Annotated in this window: 20 protein-coding genes; 14 read left to right on the forward strand and 6 right to left on the reverse strand. The window is 61.3% G+C overall.

Features of this window, described 5'->3' with window-relative positions; translation table 11 throughout:
- The first annotated feature begins 67 nt into the window (after positions 1 to 67).
- The 6 genes from HCF10_RS24205 (at position 68) to HCF10_RS24230 (ending at position 6,277) form a co-directional block, all read left to right on the forward strand.
- Positions 68 to 688: a heme acquisition protein HasA gene (locus HCF10_RS24205; protein ID WP_167656569.1), complete on the forward strand. Its 621-nt coding sequence runs from the start codon at positions 68 to 70 to the stop codon at positions 686 to 688.
- 174 nt (positions 689 to 862) lie between these two features.
- Entirely contained in the window at positions 863 to 2,599 is a 1,737-nt protein-coding gene (locus HCF10_RS24210; protein ID WP_167656570.1) for a type I secretion system permease/ATPase, read from the forward strand.
- Positions 2,596 to 3,921, forward strand: coding sequence for an HlyD family type I secretion periplasmic adaptor subunit (locus tag HCF10_RS24215; RefSeq protein ID WP_167656571.1), 1,326 nt, complete (start codon positions 2,596 to 2,598; stop codon positions 3,919 to 3,921). The genes HCF10_RS24210 and HCF10_RS24215 overlap by 4 nt, the downstream gene beginning before the upstream one ends.
- Positions 3,918 to 5,246 carry a TolC family outer membrane protein gene (locus tag HCF10_RS24220; protein WP_167656572.1) on the forward strand — a complete coding sequence of 443 codons (1,329 nt, stop codon included), beginning with the start codon at positions 3,918 to 3,920 and terminating at the stop codon, positions 5,244 to 5,246. Before HCF10_RS24215 ends, HCF10_RS24220 begins: the two co-directional genes overlap by 4 nt.
- Positions 5,247 to 5,381: 135 nt before the next feature.
- Positions 5,382 to 5,810, forward strand: coding sequence for a DUF4160 domain-containing protein (locus HCF10_RS24225; RefSeq protein ID WP_167656573.1), 429 nt, complete (start codon positions 5,382 to 5,384; stop codon positions 5,808 to 5,810).
- Positions 5,807 to 6,277 carry a DUF2442 domain-containing protein gene (locus HCF10_RS24230; RefSeq protein WP_167656574.1) on the forward strand — a complete coding sequence of 157 codons (471 nt, stop codon included), beginning with the start codon at positions 5,807 to 5,809 and terminating at the stop codon, positions 6,275 to 6,277. Before HCF10_RS24225 ends, HCF10_RS24230 begins: the two co-directional genes overlap by 4 nt.
- On the opposite strand, the gene trmA is transcribed toward HCF10_RS24230, so the two are convergent.
- Both trmA and HCF10_RS24240 read right to left on the reverse strand, forming a co-directional pair.
- Positions 6,260 to 7,339 (reverse strand): tRNA (uridine(54)-C5)-methyltransferase TrmA, encoded by a 1,080-nt coding sequence (trmA, locus tag HCF10_RS24235; protein WP_167656575.1) that lies wholly within the window; start codon positions 7,337 to 7,339, stop codon positions 6,260 to 6,262. The genes HCF10_RS24230 and trmA overlap by 18 nt on opposite strands.
- On the reverse strand, positions 7,336 to 8,631 hold the full coding sequence (locus tag HCF10_RS24240; RefSeq protein WP_131700148.1) for an NCS2 family permease: 1,296 nt from the start codon (positions 8,629 to 8,631) through the stop codon (positions 7,336 to 7,338). Before HCF10_RS24240 ends, trmA begins: the two co-directional genes overlap by 4 nt.
- Positions 8,632 to 8,819: 188 nt before the next feature.
- Between HCF10_RS24240 and HCF10_RS24245 the strand changes: the two genes are divergently transcribed.
- From HCF10_RS24245 to HCF10_RS24260, 4 genes are all read left to right on the forward strand, one after another.
- Complete coding sequence (locus HCF10_RS24245) at positions 8,820 to 9,266, forward strand: DUF4879 domain-containing protein (RefSeq protein WP_131700149.1); 447 nt, start codon at positions 8,820 to 8,822, stop codon at positions 9,264 to 9,266.
- Between the two features lie 96 nt (positions 9,267 to 9,362).
- Positions 9,363 to 9,887, forward strand: coding sequence for a (2Fe-2S)-binding protein (locus tag HCF10_RS24250; protein ID WP_145336635.1), 525 nt, complete (start codon positions 9,363 to 9,365; stop codon positions 9,885 to 9,887).
- Positions 9,884 to 10,873 (forward strand): FAD binding domain-containing protein, encoded by a 990-nt coding sequence (locus tag HCF10_RS24255; protein WP_167656576.1) that lies wholly within the window; start codon positions 9,884 to 9,886, stop codon positions 10,871 to 10,873. Before HCF10_RS24250 ends, HCF10_RS24255 begins: the two co-directional genes overlap by 4 nt.
- Entirely contained in the window at positions 10,870 to 13,053 is a 2,184-nt protein-coding gene (locus tag HCF10_RS24260) for a xanthine dehydrogenase family protein molybdopterin-binding subunit (RefSeq protein WP_145336631.1), read from the forward strand. The genes HCF10_RS24255 and HCF10_RS24260 overlap by 4 nt, the downstream gene beginning before the upstream one ends.
- 141 nt (positions 13,054 to 13,194) lie before the next feature.
- Here the strand turns inward: HCF10_RS24260 and HCF10_RS24265 are convergent, their stop codons facing one another.
- Entirely contained in the window at positions 13,195 to 14,442 is a 1,248-nt protein-coding gene (locus HCF10_RS24265) for an MFS transporter (protein WP_167656577.1), read from the reverse strand.
- Between the two features lie 318 nt (positions 14,443 to 14,760).
- On the opposite strand from HCF10_RS24265, the gene HCF10_RS24270 reads away from it, so the two are divergent.
- From HCF10_RS24270 to HCF10_RS24280, 3 genes are read left to right on the forward strand one after another with little or no spacing between them, the layout of a single operon-like run.
- On the forward strand, positions 14,761 to 16,200 hold the full coding sequence (locus HCF10_RS24270; RefSeq protein WP_131700154.1) for a cytochrome ubiquinol oxidase subunit I: 1,440 nt from the start codon (positions 14,761 to 14,763) through the stop codon (positions 16,198 to 16,200).
- A 1-nt stretch (position 16,201) separates the two neighbouring features.
- Positions 16,202 to 17,209: a cytochrome d ubiquinol oxidase subunit II gene (gene cydB / locus HCF10_RS24275; protein WP_131700155.1), complete on the forward strand. Its 1,008-nt coding sequence runs from the start codon at positions 16,202 to 16,204 to the stop codon at positions 17,207 to 17,209.
- Between the two features lie 12 nt (positions 17,210 to 17,221).
- The gene (locus HCF10_RS24280; protein ID WP_010562540.1) at positions 17,222 to 17,389 is read left to right on the forward strand and encodes a DUF2474 domain-containing protein; all 168 of its coding nucleotides are present in this window, start codon (positions 17,222 to 17,224) and stop codon (positions 17,387 to 17,389) included.
- A gap of 66 nt (positions 17,390 to 17,455) precedes the next feature.
- Here HCF10_RS24280 and HCF10_RS24285 read toward each other — a convergent pair whose 3' ends face one another.
- Positions 17,456 to 18,580: a methyltransferase gene (locus tag HCF10_RS24285; RefSeq protein ID WP_131700156.1), complete on the reverse strand. Its 1,125-nt coding sequence runs from the start codon at positions 18,578 to 18,580 to the stop codon at positions 17,456 to 17,458.
- A 161-nt stretch (positions 18,581 to 18,741) separates the two neighbouring features.
- Entirely contained in the window at positions 18,742 to 19,452 is a 711-nt protein-coding gene (locus HCF10_RS24290) for a helix-turn-helix transcriptional regulator (RefSeq protein WP_145336629.1), read from the reverse strand.
- Between the two features lie 381 nt (positions 19,453 to 19,833).
- Here HCF10_RS24290 and HCF10_RS24295 point away from each other — a divergent pair, with 381 nt between their 5' ends.
- Positions 19,834 to 20,610 (forward strand): ferredoxin--NADP reductase, encoded by a 777-nt coding sequence (locus HCF10_RS24295; protein ID WP_131699338.1) that lies wholly within the window; start codon positions 19,834 to 19,836, stop codon positions 20,608 to 20,610.
- A 46-nt stretch (positions 20,611 to 20,656) separates the two neighbouring features.
- On the opposite strand, the gene mscL is transcribed toward HCF10_RS24295, so the two are convergent.
- Positions 20,657 to 21,073, reverse strand: coding sequence for a large-conductance mechanosensitive channel protein MscL (gene mscL / locus HCF10_RS24300; RefSeq protein WP_053137928.1), 417 nt, complete (start codon positions 21,071 to 21,073; stop codon positions 20,657 to 20,659).
- Between the last annotated feature and the right edge of the window lie 241 nt (positions 21,074 to 21,314).

Raw genomic sequence — 21,314 nt, forward strand, 5'->3', positions numbered from 1 at the left:
ATGGGTGGGCAAAAAGGCGCGCCGCACCGGCGTGCTCATCAACAACGTTGTTTAACGAGGTTTAGCGATGACTATTTCTGTTAGCTACGATTCGGGCCTGGGTTCTCTGTCGGTATCGGACTACCTGAGCTCCTGGGCAGTGGGGTTCAACACGGCAGGTCACGGCACCAGTAACACGGGCGGCTTCAGCAACGGCACCCTCAGCGGCGACCAGTATTCGACCCACGGCGCCAACAACTCCGAGTACGCGTTCATCGCCGACAGCGACACCAGCAATGGCCTGCACTATGTGTTCAACCCATCGTTGCCCGCCAGCAGCAACCTGAACCACTACCTGTGGGGCGACCTGGATAATGTGCAACTGGGCACTGGCCTGGGCGGCGGCAATGGCAGCGACTTCAGCCTGAGCGACTTCAAGGTCGCGTTCAACGGCCTCGACCTGAGCGCCGCCGAGGGTGCCGGCCGGGCAGGCAACGAAGTACAAAGCGTGATCTACGGTTTGATGCAGGGCAATACCGCCGCGCTGGAAACCGTGCTCAACAACCTGCTCGACGACTTTGGTCTGTCCACTGCCAGCACGTTCGACGAAGTGTCGGCGGGCCTGGCGGCGCAGGCCAACGCAGTGTCCACCGACGTTGCCCTGGTGGGCGTGCAGGACGTGGCACAGGACTGGGCACTCGCAGCCTGAACCTGCTGCTGCATGAAAAAAGCGAATGGAAGATCGCTCTCCCATTCGCTGCATTACACCGCCTTCGCCCAAGCCTTCTAACTCTTCCGGCGACGGCGGTGCCGAATTCTGCGCAGCGTCGTATCGCCTGTCAACGCGGCGACGCTGCACGCTCAACCCCACGAGAATTCCCAGATGCGCCACGCCGGTAACGAAACCCTGGCCGCCCTCACGGCCTATAAAGGTGGCTTCTTCAACATCGGCCTGTTCTCGGCGGTGATCAACCTGCTGATGCTGGCCCCGGCGTTGTACATGCTGCAGGTGTACGACCGCGTGCTGGCCTCGGGTAATCAGATGACCCTGCTCATGCTGACGTTGATGATCCTCGGCCTGTTCGGCCTGATGGGCGCGTTGGAGTGGGTGCGCAGCCAGGTGGTCATCCGCCTCGGCACACAGATGGACATGCGCCTCAACCAGCGGGTCTACGACGCCGCATTCGAAGCGCAACTCAAGGGCGGCACCCAGGCGGCGGGCCAGGCGTTGCATGACCTGACCACCTTGCGCCAGTTCGCCACCGGCCAGGCGCTGTTCGCGTTTTTCGATGCGCCGTGGTTTCCGGTGTACCTGCTGGTGATCTTCCTGTTCCACCCCTGGCTTGGCCTGCTGGCGCTGGGCGGCGCAGTGGTGTTGATCGCGTTGGCGTGGATCAACCACCACGTCAGCCAGGCGCCGATGGCCCAGGCCAGCCAACTGTCCATCCACGCCAGCCAGCAGGCCACGGCCAACCTGCGCAATGCCGACAGCATCGAAGCCATGGGCATGCTCGCCACCTTGCGCGGGCGTTGGTTCAACCAGCACCAGGCGTTCCTCGCCGAGCAAAACCTGGCCAGTGAAAAGACTGCCGCCGTCACCGCCTGGTCCAAGGGCGTGCGCCTGGCATTGCAATCGCTGGTACTCGGCCTGGGCGCGTTGCTGGCGGTGCAGGGCGATATCACGCCGGGGATGATGATTGCCGGCTCGATCCTGATGGGGCGGGTGCTGAGCCCCATCGACCAACTGATCGGCGTCTGGAAACAATGGGGCTCGGCGCGCCTGGCGTACGAGCGCTTGTCGCAGTTGCTGGCGGCCAACCCGGCGCGACCGCCGCGCATGAGCCTGCCGGTGCCCAAGGGCCAGTTGAGCGTCGAGCAAATCAGCGCCTGCGCCCCCGGCAGCCGTCGACCGGCGCTGGTGAACCTGGCGTTCAACCTGCCAGCGGGTGAAGTGCTCGGCGTGATCGGCCCGTCAGGCTGCGGCAAGTCCACCCTGGCGCGGGTGCTGGTGGGCGCCTGGGCACCGCTGGCCGGCAAGGTGCGGCTGGACGGCGCCGACCTGGCCCAGTGGGACAAACAGCAACTCGGCCCGCACATCGGCTACCTGCCCCAGGACATTCAATTGTTCGCCGGCAGCATCGCCGAAAACATCGCGCGGTTTGCCGAGCTGGAGGCCGACAAAGTCCTCGCTGCCGCGCAAATGGCCGGCGTGCATGAACTGATTCTGCAACTGCCCCAAGGCTACGACACGCAATTGGGGGAGGGCGGTGCGGGGTTGTCCGGCGGGCAAAAGCAACGCGTGGCCCTGGCCCGAGCGCTGTACGGCCTGCCGGCGTTGATCGTGCTGGACGAGCCCAACGCCAACCTCGACGAAGTGGGTGAGCAGGCCCTGCTCCAGGCGATCACCCAGCTTAAGCAGCAGCGCCGCACGGTGATCCTGATTACCCACAAAGCCAATGTGCTGAGCCTGACCGACCAGTTGCTGATCCTCAAGGACGGCCAGTTGCAGGCCTTTGGTCCTACGGCGCGGGTGTTGGAAGCACGGCAGAAAGCCGCAGCGCCCAAGCCGGTGTCGACCCTGAGCATGAGCTACCGCCTCGGTGAAGGAAAACAGGCATGAGCATGAGCAAACCGGTGCTGGTCAGCGACCGCCCTCACACGGTGTTGGCGCTGGATGACAAACAATATTCGCGCCTGGGTTGGTGGCTGGTGCTCGGTGGCTTTGCCGGATTTATCGGCTGGGCCGCGTTGGCGCCGCTGGACAAAGGCGTGGCGGTGTCGGGCAAGGTCATGGTCTCTGGCCATCGCAAGACCGTGCAGCATCCTGCCGGTGGCATCGTCGAGCGCATCGAGGTGCGTGACGGTGATGTGGTCAACGCCGGCCAGGTGCTGTTGCGCTTGAAGGAAACACCCTTGCGCGGGCAGATGCAGTCGCTGCGCAGCCAGTACCTGGCGTCTCTCGCCAGTGAGGCGCGCTTGAGCGCGGAAAGCGAAGGTTTGCCCGCCATTGCATTCGGCCCTGAATTGCTGAATGAACCTGAGGCAGCCAACACCCTGAATCTGCAACGGCAACTGTTCACCAGCCGCGCCCAGGCGCTGGCCACCGAGCAACAAGGCCTGCGCGAAACCATCGCCGGCGCCGAGGCGCAGTTGCGTGGCACGCGGGATTCCCAAGCGAGCAAGCTGCTGCAACGCGCGGCGTTGAATGAGCAACTGCAAGGCCTGCGGGAGTTGGCGCGCGACGGCTATATCCCGCGCAATCGCCTGCTCGACAGCGAGCGCCTGTACGCCCAGGTCGACGGCGCGATTGCCGAAGACTACGGGCGCATCGGCCAGTTGCAGCGCCAGGTTTTGGAGCTGCGCCTGCGCATCCGCCAGCTCGGCGAAGACTTCCAGAAAGACCTGCGCGGCCAGTTGGCCGAAACCCGCACCCGCAGCGACGACCTGCGTAACCGGCTGGCGTCGGCCGAGTTCGAACTGGCCAACAGCCTGGTGCGTGCGCCGGCTTCGGGGGTGGTGGTGGGGTTGGACGTGTACACCGAAGGCGGGGTGATCAAGCCCGGCCAGGCGCTGATGGACATCGTGCCTCAGGGCGAACCGCTGTGGGTGGAAGCACGGGTGCCGGTGCAAATGATCGACAAGGTGCACCCAGGTTTGCCGGTAGAACTGCTGTTCTCGGCCTTCAACCAGGCCACCACCCCGCGGGTAGCCGGTGAGGTGACGCTGGTCTCCGCCGACCGCCAGGTCGATGAGCGCACCGACGAGCCTTATTACACCGTGCGCGCCCAGGTCAGTGCGGCGGGCATGCAACAGCTGGACGGCGTGCAGATTCGCCCCGGCATGCCGGTGGAAACCTTTATCAAGACCGGTGAACGTTCGATGCTCAATTACCTGTTCAAACCCTTGCTGGATCGCACCCACATGGCCCTGGTGGAAGAATGAAGGCGCTGTTTTTTACCCTGTGCCTGAGCGTCACACCGGCGGCGCATGCCTTGGGTTTGCTCGACGCCTACGACCTTGCCCTACGCAATGACCCGACCTTTCAGGCAGCCATCCAGGAACGTGAAGCCGGCGAAGAGAACCGCGTGATCGGCCGTGCAGCGTTATTGCCGAACCTGTCCTGGAGCTATAACAACTCGCGCAACGCATCCGAAGTTACCCAAAGCACCGCCGTCGGCGATGTCACCAGCGACCGTGATTACCGCAGCTATGCCTCGACCCTGACTTTGCAGCAACCGTTGCTGGATTACGAAGCCTACGCGCGCTTTCGCCAAGGCACCGCCCAGGCGCTGATGGCCGATGAACGTTTTCGCAGCAAGAGCCAGGAGTTGGCCGTGCGCGTGCTCAGCGCCTACAGCCAGGCGCTGCTGGCCCAGGAGCGCATCGAGTTGAGCCGCGCGCAGAAGCGTGCGTTTGCCGAACGCCTGCAACTCAATGATCGTTTGCTCAAAGGCGGCGAAGGCACACGCACCGATGTGCTGGAAACCCAGGCGCGCTTGAGCCTGGCCCAGGCGGAGGAAATCGAGGCGTTGGACGCCCAGGACAGCGCCTTGCGCGAGCTGGAAGCGATTGTCGGCCAACCGTTGCAGGTCGAAGAGCTGGCACCCCTGGCCCGCCAATTTGACATCCCACCCCTGGAGCCCAACCGCTTCGAGACGTGGCGTGAACTGGCCATGGCCAACAACCCCGAACTCAAGTCCCAGCACCACGCGCTGGACGTGGCCTCTTACGAAGTGGAGCGTAAACGCGCCGGCCACTTGCCCAAGGTCAGCCTGTACGCCAGCAGCCGCCAGACCAGCTCCGATTCGGAAAGCAGCTACAACCAGAAGTACGACACCAACAGCGTCGGTATCCAGGTCAGCCTGCCGTTGTTTGCCGGCGGCTCGGTGTCGGCCTCCACGCGCCAGGCGGCCAATCAACTGTCCCAGGCCCAATACGAGCTGGACGCACACACCTCGGCGACGCTGGTGGAACTGCGCACGCAATTCAACCTCAACACCAGCGGCGCGGCGAAAGTGCGTGCCTACGAGATGGCTGTCAGCTCCGCCACCGCGCTGGTCACTGCGACCCAAAAGAGCGTCAGCGGCGGTGAGCGGGTCAACCTCGACGTGCTCGACGCTGAGCAACAACTGTTCACCGCCCGCCGCGACCTGGCGAATGCGCGGCATGCGTATCTGCTGGCCAGGATTCAGTTGAAGTATTACGCGGGGTTGCTGAGTGAGCAGGACTTGCGGGCGTTGGCGGGGTATTTCCAGCCGTCGGCATGAGTGGTTACAACCCGGCATTCGCCGGGTTTTTTGTCGTTACTAATCTGTGAAACAGCTTCGAGACCATGGAGCCGGTTGTCGGGTGGCAGGGGGAAATTGTTACCTGGCGGAAAATAACCTAACGGATGGGTTACGATGAAAGTAGGTGCTTACAAGGGGTATGTCATCTCGGTGTTTATCAGGGACGAGCATTGCCCGCCTCATGTACATGTCAGGGGGAATGCATGGGATGCGCGTTTTCGTTTCAGCTTTCTGAATGGGCAAGTGGAGTTGTGGGATGTGAATCCAGAAAGACGACGCCCACCAGAGTCGGTCCTCAAAGAACTCCGCCAGACCCTGATGCAGCCGCATTACTTGGCACGGGCACGAAGGATCTGGTGGGAGAAACTGCAAACGGTTTGTCTGGAGAACCATTCTTGGGACTGGGATGCCGACGAACTGGTGCCGGGTTTAGTCATTCGGCGTGGTGTCTATGTGATCGCCAATGCTCGGCACGATGCAGCGGGGCAGTTGACTATTTTGAATCTGGTGAGGGCGCCAGGTTACGTGGAGATTGAGCTATGAAAAAAATTGTAAAAGCCAAAGTCGTGCCTTATGTACCGCTTACTGAAGCTGATATTGACAAGGCAATAGCCCGTGGTCGCAAGTTGAAGCGCTTGTATGCCAACGCCAGTTCTGTGCGTTATGTAGACGACTGCATTTCCATCGGTTTCAGCGACGGTAGTCGCGTCATGCTGCCGGTGGCAGGCCTGCCGGAGTTCGAAGGGTTTTCCTTGCAGGATTTCCAACAGCTGGAAGTCGGTTTTGGCGGCAAGGCGCTTTGCTGTGAGGCTCAGGATCTGGATGTTTCGATCACGGGCCTGATCGCCACAAGCCAGCCGCTGATGGACCTGGCCACCAGCCTGGTAGCCTCACGCAACGGTCGCAAGAGCAGCGCCGCCAAATCCGCCGCCGCCCGCGCCAATGGCAAGAAGGGCGGCCGGCCACGCAAGAAGGAATCTGAGGACGTTGAATTACCGCCTGGTCAATAACACCCCGGATTCCATATGGTGCGTCCACGGGAACTGGTCAAACATCGCACACTGGGTAATGCGGTGGGTGTCATGCAGTTGCGCAATGTTCGCCGCCAGCGTCTCCGGGTTGCAGGAGATGTACAGGATGTTGTCGAAGCGCCGGGTCAGTTCGCAGGTGTCCGGGTCCATGCCGGCGCGGGGCGGGTCGACGAACACGCTACCGAATTCGTAGCTCTTCAGGTCGATGCCGTGCAGGCGGCGGAACGGGCGCACTTCATTCAGCGCTTCGGTGAGCTCTTCGGCGGAGAGGCGCACCAGGGTGACGTTATCCACCGCGTTTTCATCGAGGTTGCTCAGGGCCGCATTCACCGAGGTCTTGCTGATCTCGGTAGCCAGCACTTTACGCACACGGGTGGCCAGCGGCAGGGTGAAGTTGCCGTTGCCGCAATACAGCTCCAGCAAGTCATCCGGGCGATCGCCCAAGGCTTCGTATGCCCAGTTGAGCATCTTCTGGTTCACCGTGCCGTTGGGCTGGGTGAACGCGCCTTCGGGTTGGCGGTAGCTGAAGGTGCGGCCGCCGACGTCGAGTTTTTCCACCACGTAATCGTGGCCGATCACATCACGCTTGCCCTTGGAGCGGCCGATGATGCTGACATTCAAATCAGCCGCCAGCTTATTCGCCGCGGTGTGCCAGTGTTCGTCCAGCGGGCGGTGATAACACAGGGTGATCATCGCGTCGCCGGCCAGGGTGGTGAGGAACTCCACCTGGAACAGCTTGTGGCTCAGGGCGGCGCTGGCTTGCCAGGCGGCCTTGAGCTGGGGCATCAACTGGTTGATGCGAGTGCTGGCGATGGGGAATTCTTCGATCAGGATCGGCGTGCGCTTGTCGTCCTGGGAAAACATCGCGTAGTGGCGTTCACCGTCTTCGCGCCACAGGCGGAACTCCGCCCGAAGGCGGAAGTTCTGCAGCGGCGACTCGAAAACCTGCGGCTCGGGTGCGTCGAACGGTGCCAGCAGGTCACGCAAACGCGTGACCTTGTCTTGCAGTTGAACGGTGTAGCGTGCGGCGTCAAAAGTCATGCGTTGAACCAGCCCAGCTTGATCACGAACAGAATCGACAGAATCACCAGTGCCGGGTTGAGCTCACGGTAGCGGCCCGAAAGCAGCTTGATGGCGGTCCAGGCGATGAAACCGAAGGCAATGCCGTTGGCGATGGAGTATGTGAAGGGCATCGCCAGGGCGGTGATCACCACTGGCGCTGCAACGGTAATGTCATCCCAGTCGATTTCGGCCAGGCCTGAGGTCATCAATACAGCGACGAACAGCAGCGCCGGCGCGGTAGCAAAGGCCGGTACGCTGGCGGCCAGCGGCGAGAAGAACAGCGCCAGCAGGAACAGGATTGCGACCACGATGGCGGTCAAGCCGGTACGGCCACCGGCGCTCACGCCCGCAGCGGATTCGATGTAGCTGGTGGTGGTCGACGTACCCAGCAGCGAACCGGCCATGGCGGCGGTACTGTCGGCGATCAGCGCACGGCCCATTTTCGGCATGTGGCCGTCCTTGCCCATCAGCCCGGCGCGCTTGGCCACGCCGATCAGGGTGCCGGAGTTGTCGAACAGGTCAACGAACAGGAAGGCGAAGATCACGCTGACCAGGCCGATGTCCAGCGCGCCCTTGATATCCAGCTGCAGGAAGGTAGGGGCCAGGGACGGTGGCATCGACATCACGCCACCGAACTCGGTGACACCCAGCAGGATGGAGACGATGGTCACCGCCAGGATGCCGATCAGCACCGCACCACGTACGGCCAGGGCTTCCAGCGCAACGATCAGCATGAAACCGAGGATGGCCAGGATAGGCGCTGGTTTGGTCAGGTCGCCCATGCCCACCAGGGTGTTCGGGTTGCCGACCACGATCCCGGCGTTGTGCAGGGCGATCAGCGCCAGGAACAGGCCGATACCGGCGGCAATCGCCGAACGCAGGGGCAGGGGAATGCTGTTGATGATCCACTCACGGATACGGAAGATCGACAGCAAAAAGAACAGCACCGCCGAAATGAACACCGCCCCCAGCGCAACCTGCCAGGTGTGGCCCATGTGCAGAACCACGGTGTAGGTAAAGAAGGCGTTGAGGCCCATGCCCGGCGCCAGTGCGATCGGGTAGTTGGCGATCAGGCCCATTACGGTCGAACCGATGGCCGCCGCGAGGCAGGTCGCGACAAACACTGCGCCTTTGTCCATGCCGGTCTCGCCGAGGATGCTCGGGTTCACGAACAGGATGTAGGCCATGGCCAGGAATGTCGTGATGCCCGCGAGGATTTCGGTGCGCACGTTGGTGTTGTGTGCCTTGAGTTGAAACAGCTTTTCCAGCATGCCTGCTCCCTGTGACGCTATGTTGCGTCGTTATTTGTTGACCTCTAAGTCAAAGCACAAACTGCGCCAAGCGCCTGTGGTTCCAGAGAGGATCGGAAAAAGCGGCGCATCATACCAGCAGCCGAGGCTGTGTGGCGCATGGCCTTGAGGCATACTGCTGTGACGTTCAGTACCGGGTCTTCGACAGCATGAAAAAAGCCAACGCGTGGAGTCTAGCCTTGATCCCTTGTCTCGGCCTGTGGTTGGGCGCGGCACCGGTGTGGGGCGCGACTGCACCGCCCTTGAGCGAGGTGCGCGTGTTCAAGGTCGAATCGGCGCGCTGCACGGAAACCATCCCGGAACGCGCGCAAAGCACCCAGATGTGCACGCACCGTGGGCCCACCAAAGTGTCGGTGATGGAAGTCGGCCTGGGCAACAACCCGATGGGCCGCTTCAATGGTGCCGAACTGAACGGGCAGCGTACGCCCGTGTGCCAGGTCGGTAGCATCAGCGAGGCCTGCAGCGGGGCGGGCACGCTGATGGGCTACATCTATGTATTTGACCTGAATGTCGAAGCCCAGGGCTGGTTCGAATACAGCAACTCGTCGATCAACGGCCCGCGAAACACCTTGAAGACGCTGCTCAATATCCGCTGATCAATCAGCTTGAACGCTCAAAATTCCGGGAAGTCGTACCCCTGAGACGGCGATTTTCCTGAACGCCGCGGATGTACACCAACCCGTGAGGTGTTTATGAGCGCGACCCCTAATGGCGCGGCGGCCCAGCCGTTCGTCGCCCACTCCATACGCTTGACCCTCAATGGTCAGCACCGCCAACTGGATGTATTGCCCTGGACCACGTTGCTGGACCTGCTGCGCGAGCAACTGGACCTGGTCGGCAGCAAAAAAGGCTGCGACCACGGCCAGTGCGGCGCCTGCACGGTATTGCGCGACGGCAAACGCATCAACGCCTGCCTGACCCTGGCGGTGATGTGCGATGGCGCCGAATTGACCACCATTGAAGGCCTGGCCGGCGGCGACCAACTGCATCCGATGCAGCAAGCCTTTATCAAGCACGATGCCTTCCAGTGCGGTTACTGCACGCCGGGTCAGATTTGCTCCGCCGTCGGCCTGGCCAATGAAGGTCGCGCCCACGATACCGCGCAGATCCAGGAACTGATGAGCGGCAACCTGTGCCGCTGCGGTGCCTACAGCAACATCCGCGATGCCATCGAAGAGGCCTTGCCTGCCTGCCGTACTCAAGGAGGCGAGCAATGAATCCCTTCCAGTACAGCAAACCGGCGGATGTCCACGAAGCCGTGCACCTGAGCAGCGCCGCGTCGCGCTTTATTGCCGGCGGCACCAACCTGCTGGATTTGATGAAAGAAAACATCAGCCGCCCCGAGCACCTGATCGACATCACCGGCCTGCCGCTGAATGAGATTGAACAAACCGCCGGGGGCGGCCTGCGGATCGGCGCGCTGGTGAGCAATGCCGACCTGGCCTGGCACCCGCTGATCGAACAGCGTTACCCGTTGCTGTCCCAGGCGATCCTTGCCGGTGCTTCGCCGCAACTGCGCAATATGGCCAGTACGGGTGGCAACCTGTTGCAGCGCACCCGTTGCTACTACTTCTATGACGCCACCGTGCCCTGCAACAAGCGTGAGCCCGGTAGCGGCTGCCCGGCGCGCACTGGGTTGAACCGTATCCATGCGATCCTCGGCGCCAGCGAACAGTGCGTGGCCACTCACCCGTCGGACATGTGCGTGGCCCTGGCGGCGCTGGAGGCGCGGGTGTATGTGGAGGGGCGTGGCGGTGCGCGGGTTATCGAGTTTGCCGACTTCCACCGCTTGCCCGGTGATGCGCCGCAACGCGACAACCAACTAGCCGACGATGAGCTGATCACCGCCATCGAATTACCCGCCGACCAGCTGGCGCGTCACAGCCACTACCTGAAAATCCGCGACCGTGCGTCTTACGCGTTTGCGTTGGTGTCTGTCGCCGCCGCTCTCGAATTGGAGGGCGACCGAATCGTCGACGCGCGCCTGGCCCTTGGCGGCGTGGCCCATAAACCCTGGCGTGACCGCGCGGTGGAAGCCTCGCTGATCGGCCAGGTGGTCAGCCGCGAGACCTTCAGCAACGCCGCCGACGCCCTGTTGCAAGACGCCGAGCCGCTGGAGCACAACGGCTTCAAGATCAAGCTGGCGCGCCGCGCAATTATCCGCGCCCTGAGCGACGCCGCCGTCGCAGGAGAACGCCCATGACCGCTATTGGCAAACCCCTGGACCGTGTCGACGGTCTGCTCAAGGTCACCGGCCAGGCGCGTTATGCCGGTGAATTCCCCGAGGACGGCCTGCTCCACGGCAGTGTGGTGTCCAGCACCATCGCCAAGGGCCGTGTGCTGGCTATCGACGCGGCCAGGGCACTGGCTCTGCCGGGCGTGGTGGCGGTTATCCATCACCTCAACCGGCCGAAAATCGCCAGTTACGACGATGCCTTCCAGGATGATGATGCGGCGGACGGTTCGCCGTTTCGCCCGTTGTATAACGACCGTGTGCTGTACAGCGGGCAGCCCCTGGCCCTGGTGATCGCGGATAACCTGGAGCTGGCGCGACATGCGGGCTCGCTGGTAGAAATCGAATACGCGCGTGAAGACTTCGAGACTGACCTGCTCGCCCAACAGGAACAGGCCCATGCCTCACCGCAGACGCCACCCGCGCCGCGCGGCAACTTCCAGGCCGAGTGGGCCGCTGCCGCTGTCAGTCTCGACCTGCACTACAGCACGCCCATCGAACACCACAACCCCATGGAACCCCACGCCAGCACCGTGCTGTATCAGCCGGACGGCACCCTGCATATTCATGACAAGACCCAAGGCCCGCAGAACTGCCAGGCCTATGTGCAAAAAGTCTTCGGACTGGATAAAAGCCAGGTGCGGATTTTTGCTGCATTCGTCGGCGGTGCCTTCGGCTCAGGTTTGCGTCCGCAGTATCAATTGCCCTTGGCAGTGATGGCGTCCCTGGCGCTCAAGCGCTCGGTGCGCGTCACCCTGACCCGCCAGCAGATGTTCACCTTCGGCTACCGCCCGCGCACGTTGCAGCGTTTGCAGATGGGCGCCGCCGCCAATGGTCGCCTGCTGGCGTTGGGGCATACGGCGATTGGCCAGACCTCGCGCTTCGAAGATTTCAGTGAGCACGTGGTGGAGTGGAGCGGCATGCTCTATCACTGCGACAACGTGCAACTGACTTACAAACTGGTGCCGCTGGATGTGTTCACGCCCCTGGACATGCGCGCGCCCGGCGCTGCGTTGGGTGTGATCGGCCTGGAGTGCGCCATGGATGAACTGGCCAGCGCCTTGGGGATGGACCCGGTACAGCTGCGGCTGGTCAACTACGCCGAGCGCAACCAGAACGAAGACAAACCCTGGTCGAGCAAGGCTCTGCGCGAGTGTTACAGCGAAGGTGCCGAGCGCTTCGGCTGGAACCAGCGCAACCCGGAACCGCGCAGCATGCGCGACGGCCGCCAGTTGATCGGCTGGGGCATGGCCGGTGGCGTGTGGGAAGCCATGCAGATGAAGGCCAGCGCCAAGGCGCGCATCGACGCTGAGGGCAAGCTGACCGTCAGCAGCGCCACCACCGACATCGGCACCGGCACCTACACGGTGATGACCCAGATCGCGGCGCAGGCCAGTGGCGTGGCGGTGGAGGACGTGGTGTTTCTGCTCGGCGACTCTTCACTGCCCACCGCGCCGCTGCAAGGCGGCTCGTTCACCGTGTCGTCCGTCGGCACCGCCGTGCAGCAAGCCTGCGAAGCGTTGAGCGCCAAGCTGCTGACCATCGCCCGGCAAACTTACCCGGTGTTCAAGGAGGCCGAGTCCGTGCGCTTTGAAGACGGCCAACTGCACACCGGTGACGTGAGTGTGTCATTGGCTCAACTGGTCAAGGACAGCGGCGAAGAGACCTTGGAAGTCCAGGTCGACAGCGAACCGGACAAGAAACGCGAGGGGTACGCCACCGCCACCCATTCGGCGGTGTTCGTCGAAGTGCGGGTTGATGAAGACCTGGGCACGATCAAGGTCAGCCGGGTGGTCAGTGCCATCGCGGCGGGGCGGGTGGTCAACCCGAAGATGGCGCGCAGCCAGATCCTCGGCGGGGTGGTGTGGGGTATCGGCATGGCCCTGCACGAAGAGACTCAGATCGACCATCAATTGGGACGCTACATGAACCACAGCCTGGCTGAATACCACATCCCGGTAAATGCCGATATCGGTGAGATAGACGTGGTGTTTGTCGAAGAACACGACGAGATCGTTAACGCCCTTGGTTCTAAAGGCGTGGGGGAAATCGGGATTGTCGGGGTGGCGGCGGCGGTGGCGAATGCGATTTACCATGCCACCGGCAAGCGGGTGCGGGAGTTTCCGATCACCCTGGACAAGGTGCTCTGACGCGGTCCAGCAAACATTGAAGATCCAAATGTGGGAGGGGGCTTGCTCCCGATGGCGGAGTTTCAGTCCAAGCATAAGTTGACTGATCCACCGCTATCGGGAGCAAGCCCCCTCCCACATTGACCTTATTGCCACATTGAATCATGCAGCGGGCTTGATGCTTTCTTCCATCGGCACATGCATACGATCCCGATTCGCCAGGGTTGGGAACAGTTTGATCCATACCCCGGTCACCACCAGCGTGCCGATCCCGCCCATCACCACGGCCGGCACGGTGCCAAACCAATGGGCCGTGATGCCCGACTCGAACTCGCCCAATTGGTTGGACGCGCCAATAAACAGGCCATTGACCGCACTCACCCGGCCGCGCATTTCATCCGGGGTTTCCAACTGCACAAAGGATGCACGGATGACCATGCTGATCATGTCCGCCGCGCCCAGTACCACCAGCACCGCCAGGGAAAACCAGAACGAGGTGGACAGGCCGAAGGCAATGGTCGCCACGCCGAATACGCCGACGGCGGTGAACATCACCCGGCCGACCTTCCGATCTACCGAAAAACGCGCCAGCCACAGTGACATCAACAACGCACCCACCGCCGGTGCCGAACGCAACAGGCCCAGGCCCCAGGCGCCGGTCAGCAGGATGTCCTTGGCGAACACCGGCAGCAACGCGGTGGCGCCGCCCAGCAGCACGGCGAACAGGTCGAGGGAAATCGCCCCGAGGATGTCCGGGCGGCTGCGGATAAAACGAATCCCCGCCAGCAGCGAATCCAGGGTGGCCTTGCCTTTATTGAGCGGGGTGTGGCGGGCGGGCAGGTTGAGGGTCAGCACGCAGGCGATGAGGTACAGCGCTACTGTGGGGCCATACACCCAGACGCTGCCGAAGGCGTAAAGCAAACCGCCCAGCGCCGGGGCAACGATGGTCGCCAGTTGCTGGGCCGACTGCGACGAGGCCACGGCCCGCGGAAACAGCGCGCTGGGTACGATGCTCGGCAACAGGGCCTGGGTGGTGGGCATTTCAAACGAGCGCGCCGCGCCGAGCAGGAACGCCAGGATAAAGATCATCTCGCGGGTCACGTTGCCGGTCAGGCCGCCGATGGCCAGGGAGAGGGCAATCAGCGCCTGCACGGTCTGGCAGATGGCCGCGACTTTGCGTCGCTCATAGCGGTCGGCCACATGCCCGGTGTGCAGCATGAACAGCACGCGCGGCACGAACTCCACCAAGCCGACCAACCCCAAGTCCAGCACGTTGCCAGTGAGCTGGTAAAGGTTCCAGCCGATGGCCACGGTAAGCATCTGGAAGCCGCTGGCGGTGAAAATCCGTGCCAGCCAGAACGCGATGAAAGGGCGGTGGTGACGTAACAGCAACGCGGGTTCACTGGGCATCGGGAATTCTGGTCAAGGCCGGAGGAAGGGCCGAGATTATCATCAAGTTGTAACAGATGGTTGCAAGAACTGCGCTGAGGCAGTCTGTCACGCGGCAAAAGACCACACGGACCAACCGCGAAAATGGGACTACTCTTTTGACTGTGATTGATCCAGATCAAAGTCATTTCAGAATTTGTTCTGGTGGCCGCAAGGCCCGATTCCCTACGTGGTTGGTTAAAAAAAGAAACGAATTGAAATTCGCCAGACTCCATATCCGTGGGGGCAGTGGGTGCAGGCTCCCGCCAGCAGCCGGTATTACCTGACAGAGGAAGACTTATGTTCGGTTTGGAGGCGCTAGATCTCGCCCGAATTCAGTTCGCGTTCACCATCTCATTCCACATCCTGTTCCCGGCGATCACCATCGGCCTGGCCAGTTACCTCGCGGTGCTGGAAGGCTTGTGGCTCAAGACCCATAACGACACCTACCGTGACCTCTACCATTTCTGGTCGAAGATCTTTGCCGTTAACTTCGGCATGGGCGTGGTCTCCGGTCTGGTCATGGCCTACCAGTTCGGTACCAACTGGAGCCGCTTCTCGGACTTCGCCGGCGCCGTCACCGGGCCTCTTCTGACCTACGAAGTGCTCACGGCCTTCTTCCTCGAAGCCGGTTTCCTCGGTGTGATGCTGTTCGGTTGGAACAAGGTGGGGCGCAAGCTGCACTTCTTCTCCACCGTGATGGTGGCCGTCGGTACGTTGATCTCGACCTTCTGGATCCTGGCGTCCAACAGCTGGATGCAGACACCGCAGGGCTTTGAAATCATCGACGGCCGCGTGATTCCTACCGACTGGCTGGCGGTGATCTTCAACCCGTCGTTCCCCTACCGGCTGGCGCATATGGCTACGGCGGCGTTCGTGGCGACCGCGTTCTTCGTCGGTTCCTCGGCGGCCTGGCACTTGCTGCGCGGCAAGGACAACCCGGCGATCCGCAAGATGTTGTCGATGGCGATGTGGATGGCCCTGATCGTGGCGCCTATCCAGGCGGTGATCGGTGACTTCCATGGCCTCAACACCCTCAAGCACCAGCCGGCAAAAATCGCCGCCATCGAAGGCCACTGGGAAAACAAAGGCAATGAGCCTACCCCGCTGATCCTGTTTGGCTGGCCGGACATGAAAGCCGAAAAAACCAAATACGCGGTGGAGATTCCGTACCTGGGCAGCCTGATCCTGACCCACTCCCTGGATAAACAGGTGCCGGCGCTCAAGGAGTTCCCACCGGAAGACCGGCCGAATTCGACCATCGTGTTCTGGTCGTTCCGGGTCATGGTCGGCTTGGGTTTCCTGATGATCTTCACCGGTCTGTTCAGCCTCTGGCTGCGCCGGGGCGACAAGATGTACACGTCCAAACCGTTCCTGTACCTGGCGCTGTGGATGGGGCCGTCTGGCCTGATCGCGATTCTCGCCGGTTGGTTCACCACCGAAATCGGCCGCCAGCCGTGGGTGGTCTACGGGTTGATGCGCACGGCGGATGCTTCTTCCGGGCATAGCCTGGCGCAGATGACGATCACCCTGGTGTTGTTCGTGGTGGTGTACTTCGCGCTGTTTGGTGCCGGCCTGGGCTACATGATGCGCCTGGTGCGCAAAGGCCCGGTGACCCACGAAAGCACGGAGCCGACCCACGGTGGCCCTGGCCAGAAACGCACACCGGCCCGTCCTTTGTCCGCGGCCGATGATGGCAGCGATGACGACCACGCCCACATCCAGCACAAGGGGAATTGAGATGGGTATTGATCTTCCGCTGATCTGGGCCGTGATCATCATCTTCGGCATCATGATGTACGTGGTCATGGACGGCTTCGACCTGGGCATCGGCATTCTCTTCCCGTTTATACCGGGCAAGACCGACCGTGACGTGATGATGAACACCGTGGCCCCGGTCTGGGACGGTAACGAAACCTGGCTGGTACTCGGTGGCGCGGCGTTGTTCGGCGCGTTCCCGCTGGCCTATTCGGTGGTGCTCTCTGCGTTGTACCTGCCGTTGATTTTGATGCTGATCGGGCTGATTTTTCGCGGCGTGGCCTTCGAGTTCCGCTTCAAGGCCAAGGACCACAAGCGTCACCTGTGGGACAAGGCGTTTATCGGCGGCTCGCTGGCGGCCACGTTCTTCCAGGGTGTAGCGCTGGGCGCGTTTATCGACGGGATCCCGGTGGTCAATCGCCAGTTTGCCGGCGGCTCGCTGGACTGGCTCACACCGTTCACGATGTTCTGCGGCGTGGCGCTGATCGTGGCCTATGCGTTGCTCGGCTGCACCTGGCTGATCATGAAAACCGAAGGCCCGTTGCAGGAGAAGATGCACAACCTGGCGCGGCCGTTGGCCTTCGTTGTGCTGGCGGTGATTGGTATCGTGAGTATCTGGACCCCGCTGTCGCACCCGGAAATCGCCTCGCGCTGGTTCACCCTGCCGAATCTGTTCTGGTTCCTGCCGGTACCGATCCTGGTGCTGGTGACCATGTACGGGTTGATCCGCGCCGTGGCGCGTAATGCCCACTACACGCCGTTCCTGCTGACGCTGGTGCTGATCTTCCTCGGCTACAGCGGCCTGGGGATCAGCCTGTGGCCGAACATCATCCCGCCATCCGTGTCGATCTGGGATGCCGCTGCGCCGCCCCAGAGCCAAGGCTTCATGCTGGTGGGCACCTTGTTCATCATCCCGTTCATCCTGGGCTACACCTTCTGGAGCTACTACGTGTTCCGCGGCAAGGTCACCCACGAAGACGGCTATCACTAGGAGGGTCGTTGCATGTCCGGCAAACCTACGTTGCACGAGATTGAACAGGCCGAGAAACAGCCGTTGTGGCGGCGCCTGGGGTGGCTGGCGATGATCTGGACCGGCAGTGTGCTGGCCCTGTTCGTCGTGGCCAGCCTGATGCGCATGTTCATGAATGCGGCCGGCCTGACCACCCACTGACATCCCGATCCGGGCTTCGCGCTCGGTTTTCAGCCCTGCTCTTCTTTTGGAAGGGCAGGGCTTTTTTTATTTGCGCGCTTTGAGAATCACAAACTTTGGCGTGGCGGCCACTTGCTCTACGCCACGGAACAAGCGCGCCAACTTGCTGTGATAACCCAGGTGACGGTTGCCGACGATATACAGGGCGCCGCCGACCACCAACGCCTCCCGCGCCTGCTGGAACATACGCCAGGCGAGGAAGTCGCCGACCACCTGCTGCTGGTGGAACGGCGGGTTGCACAGCACAACGTCGAGGGAGTCTGGTTCCTGACCGGCCAGGCCATCGCCAGCGCGTACGGTGACGGCGCGGTCACCGAGGGCGGCTTGCCAGTTCTCCAGCGCCGATTGCACGGCCATATAGGACTCGTCCACCAGGGTGTATTGCGCCTCGGGGTTTTGCAGGGCGCTGGCAATCGCCAGTACACCGTTGCCACAACCCAGGTCCGCCACGCGGGCACTGCCCAGGTTGTTGGGCAGGTGCGGCAGGAAGGCGCGGGTGCCGATGTCCAGGCCTTCACGGCAGAACACGTTGGCATGGTTGAGCAGTTCGATAGCCGGCGCGTCCAGGGTGTAGCGCGTCGGGTAGGGCGAGACAGCGATGGGCCGGTCGGCCTGGGTGGCGATCAGCAACCGGGCTTTCTTGACGGCCAGGGAGGCGTGCATCGGCCCGATATAGCGCTCAAGCATTTCCCCGGCCGCCCTTGGCAGGTGCTTGATCATCGCCCCTGCGATCACCTCGGCACCCGGCGCCAGTTGGCCTTGCAGGCGGATCAGTTGTTCTTCCAGCAATGCCAGGGTTTTGGGTACACGGATCAGCACCCGGTCGAACGGCCCTGTGGGCACTTGGCTGGCGGGGATGAACGGCACGGCGTCAAAGGCCTTGCCATTGCGCACCAGGTTTTTATCCAGGCCCAGGGCGGCCAGGAACGAGTCGCCGCTGGAGGTCACCTGCGCCCGGCCTTCGAGACTGGCAGCCAGGGCGCCGAAGCTGTCATTGAGCACCAGCACGCGAGTCGCAGCGCTCGGTTGCTGTTCAGCCAGATAGCTGAGCAGGTACTCGTCGGCGGCGTCGAAGGCTTGCAGCGGATCGTTATGCTGCTCTGGCTGGCGGATCAGATCGAGCTGGGCGAAGGGGCTGTCGAGCAGGGGCATGGCGAGGGAGGCTCTGGGTCATCGATGGGTGTTCGGCAGTCGGCTGCAGAACCGTCTGAGTGAACAGCGGGCGGCGCCCCGTGGGGACAGCCCAGCACTCAGAATGGGTCGTAAATGTTACTTTTTTTCCTGAGGGATTACATGCGGTGTTTCAACGCGGCTTAAAACAACCCCGCTTTCGAGGCGCAGAGCACAGCGGCGATCTTGTTGTTGACCCCCAGCTTTTTGAAGCAACTGCAGATATGAAAGCCCACCGTACGTTCGGACAGGCACAGAATGGTGGCTATGTCCGCAGCGGTCTTGCCCATGGCTGACCACTTGAGGATTTCGGTTTCGCGCGGGGTTAATTTGCTGGCAGGGTTAATGCTGGGCTTGCGTGCGTAAGTCTGCGCCACTACCGCGTGCATCGCATGGCACAGCCACAGGACCTGGCCGGCTTTTTCGTACAGCTCCTGCGGGGTCACTTCACCCGTGCTACGGCCAAGGGTCAGCATGCTGAACACACCCTGGAAATCATGCACAGCTTGGGTCCATCCCAAATGCACACCAAAGGATTTGGCTAAAGACCACAAGTTTGGTGAGTCTTTAAAGGTTTTTTCCTCCCAGACAAGGGGGAGTACACAACGTTTGCAATGTTCCACCACGGGATCAACTTCAAAGAAGTGGGCCTGGTTATACAGTTTGTTCCACTCATCGGGATAGTTGTTGAGGTGAATAGGTTTCGTTTGGTTGTTAGGCAGTTGAGAACTCATCGTAAAAGAACAGTATTGGAAGCCAAGTGCGTAGGTGTGGTTCACAGCCGTCTCGAAAAGAGTAGTTGCCTCGCTCTCGCCCTCCAGCTTGGGAAGTCGGGTGTTGCGCCAGTTGACCATTGGTAACTCTCCATGGGTTTCCGCATGACATGGGATACGTCCCGAACTCCCACTGCACGCAAACCAGTGTAGGACATGAGCTACATCGCGAGATGAAATTTTCGCTCTTGCAGGGCGGCGTTTAAGAAGTTTTCTCTACGGTCGCGGCGGGCTTTGCTAAGGGGCTTAGTTGTTTTTTTCGATTTTTTAGTCAGTTGAAGCACTTGTGGCAGACACAACTTAGCGTGTGCTTGTGGTGCTGATAGGGGCGCTAATAGCAAATTTATTAGCGCTGATATTAAGTTGCTACTATTTTGTGCCTGCACCATGCCATTACCCGGCATGGGTGTTTCCGGGCGCGACTTTGAGGGACACTAGGGAACCTGTAGAACGGAGTCCCCCATGACGGCCAGTGCTGAGAAATTTACCCGCCAGACCTTGCTCGATGTGCAATCCCTGACCCCCAGCCTGTTTACGCTGCGAACCACCCGTGACCCAGGGTTCCGTTTCACCGCCGGGCAATTCGTGCGCCTGGGGGTCACCAAGGCGGATGGCAGCACGGTGTGGCGTGCCTATTCCGTGGTGTCCTCGCCATTTGATGAATACTTGGACTTCTTCTCGATTGTTGTCCCAGGCGGCGAATTCACCAGTGAACTCAGCCGACTGCGGGTAGGCGATACCTTAATGGTGGAGCGCCAGGCTACCGGGTACCTGACCCTGAATCGTTTCGTCGATGGTCGTGACTTGTGGATGTTGGGTACGGGGACCGGGGTGGCGCCGTTTTTGTCGATCCTGCAGGACTTTGAAGTCTGGGAGAAATTCGAGCGCATCATCCTGGTATACAGCGCGCGGGAAGCCCAGGAGTTGGCCTATCAGTCGCTGATCAAAGAGCTGGGTGAACGAGAGTACCTGGCCGAATACGCGCATAAATTCACCTACATCCCGCTCGTCACCCGTGAACAGCACCCAGGTGCGCTGAATGGGCGCATTACCACGCTGATCGAGAATGGCGAATTGGAGCGTGCTGCCGGCGTCGAGCTGACTCCGGAACATTCCCGTGTGCTGATTTGCGGTAACCCGCAGATGGTGGATGACACTCGCCAGTTGCTCAAGCAGCGCGACATGCAACTGAGCCTTAGCCGCCGGCCGGGGCAGGTGGCGGTGGAAAACTACTGGTAATAAAAAGGCGCCTCAAGCAGGCGCCTTTTTTCCAAGCCGGTACAGGTTAAAGCGGCTTGTCGTTCTGTGCCTTGAGCAGGTCGCGAATCTCACCCAGCAGCACTTCTTCCTTGCTCGGTGTCGGTGGCAGGCTAGGTGCAACGGCTTCTTCGCGCTTGAGGCGGTTGATGGCCTTGACGCCCATGAAGATCGCAAACGCGACGATCACAAAGTCGATCACGCTCTGGATGAACTTGCCGTACGCCAGGACGACGGCGGGCACATCGCCTTGGGCCGCCTTGAGCGTTATCGCCAGGTCACCAAAGTCCACGCCACCGATCAACAGACCAATGGGCGGCATCACTACGTCGCCTACAAACGAAGAAACAATTTTGCCGAAGGCGGCGCCGATGATGATACCGACGGCCATGTCGACCACATTACCTTTGACCGCGAAGGCCTTGAACTCACTGATCACGCCCATAGGTTATTCCTTGTTACAAATGAGAAGGGTGCCGCTTAGTGTAAGTCAGCGGTAGCGGGCTTGCCCGACACAACCGTTAACACTGTTAGTTTTTATCGACACATTAAAACGCAAATAGTTTGCAAAGTGCCACCAATCGCGCGCGAAATACCCGCTGTTTCAGTGGCTTACCACATTATTTTCTTAATCACCCTGGTGGGGTTTTTCTATTTATCTTCTGACTCGTGGGTCACTAGCCTCT

The sequence above is a fragment of the Pseudomonas sp. B14(2022) genome (assembly GCF_012030485.1).
Classification (GTDB): Bacteria; Pseudomonadota; Gammaproteobacteria; order Pseudomonadales; family Pseudomonadaceae; genus Aquipseudomonas.

Bases quoted from the DNA above. Each gene is read 5' to 3' on its own strand.
- cydB (WP_131700155.1), top strand. From the start codon at position 16,202: ATGGGTATTGATCTTCCGCTGATCTGGGCCGTGATCATCATCTTCGGC.
- HCF10_RS24260 (WP_145336631.1), top strand. From the start codon at position 10,870: ATGACCGCTATTGGCAAACCCCTGGACCGTGTCGACGGTCTGCTCAAG.
- HCF10_RS24215 (WP_167656571.1), top strand. From the start codon at position 2,596: ATGAGCATGAGCAAACCGGTGCTGGTCAGCGACCGCCCTCACACGGTG.
- HCF10_RS24255 (WP_167656576.1), top strand. From the start codon at position 9,884: ATGAATCCCTTCCAGTACAGCAAACCGGCGGATGTCCACGAAGCCGTG.
- HCF10_RS24210 (WP_167656570.1), top strand. From the start codon at position 863: ATGCGCCACGCCGGTAACGAAACCCTGGCCGCCCTCACGGCCTATAAA.
- HCF10_RS24240 (WP_131700148.1), bottom strand. From the start codon at position 8,631: ATGCTGGAAAAGCTGTTTCAACTCAAGGCACACAACACCAACGTGCGC.
- HCF10_RS24295 (WP_131699338.1), top strand. From the start codon at position 19,834: ATGACGGCCAGTGCTGAGAAATTTACCCGCCAGACCTTGCTCGATGTG.
- HCF10_RS24265 (WP_167656577.1), bottom strand. From the start codon at position 14,442: ATGCCCAGTGAACCCGCGTTGCTGTTACGTCACCACCGCCCTTTCATC.
- trmA (WP_167656575.1), bottom strand. From the start codon at position 7,339: ATGACTTTTGACGCCGCACGCTACACCGTTCAACTGCAAGACAAGGTC.
- HCF10_RS24205 (WP_167656569.1), top strand. From the start codon at position 68: ATGACTATTTCTGTTAGCTACGATTCGGGCCTGGGTTCTCTGTCGGTA.
- HCF10_RS24285 (WP_131700156.1), bottom strand. From the start codon at position 18,580: ATGCCCCTGCTCGACAGCCCCTTCGCCCAGCTCGATCTGATCCGCCAG.
- HCF10_RS24220 (WP_167656572.1), top strand. From the start codon at position 3,918: ATGAAGGCGCTGTTTTTTACCCTGTGCCTGAGCGTCACACCGGCGGCG.
- mscL (WP_053137928.1), bottom strand. From the start codon at position 21,073: ATGGGCGTGATCAGTGAGTTCAAGGCCTTCGCGGTCAAAGGTAATGTG.
- HCF10_RS24270 (WP_131700154.1), top strand. From the start codon at position 14,761: ATGTTCGGTTTGGAGGCGCTAGATCTCGCCCGAATTCAGTTCGCGTTC.
- HCF10_RS24225 (WP_167656573.1), top strand. From the start codon at position 5,382: ATGAAAGTAGGTGCTTACAAGGGGTATGTCATCTCGGTGTTTATCAGG.
- HCF10_RS24280 (WP_010562540.1), top strand. From the start codon at position 17,222: ATGTCCGGCAAACCTACGTTGCACGAGATTGAACAGGCCGAGAAACAG.
- HCF10_RS24290 (WP_145336629.1), bottom strand. From the start codon at position 19,452: ATGGTCAACTGGCGCAACACCCGACTTCCCAAGCTGGAGGGCGAGAGC.
- HCF10_RS24245 (WP_131700149.1), top strand. From the start codon at position 8,820: ATGAAAAAAGCCAACGCGTGGAGTCTAGCCTTGATCCCTTGTCTCGGC.
- HCF10_RS24230 (WP_167656574.1), top strand. From the start codon at position 5,807: ATGAAAAAAATTGTAAAAGCCAAAGTCGTGCCTTATGTACCGCTTACT.
- HCF10_RS24250 (WP_145336635.1), top strand. From the start codon at position 9,363: ATGAGCGCGACCCCTAATGGCGCGGCGGCCCAGCCGTTCGTCGCCCAC.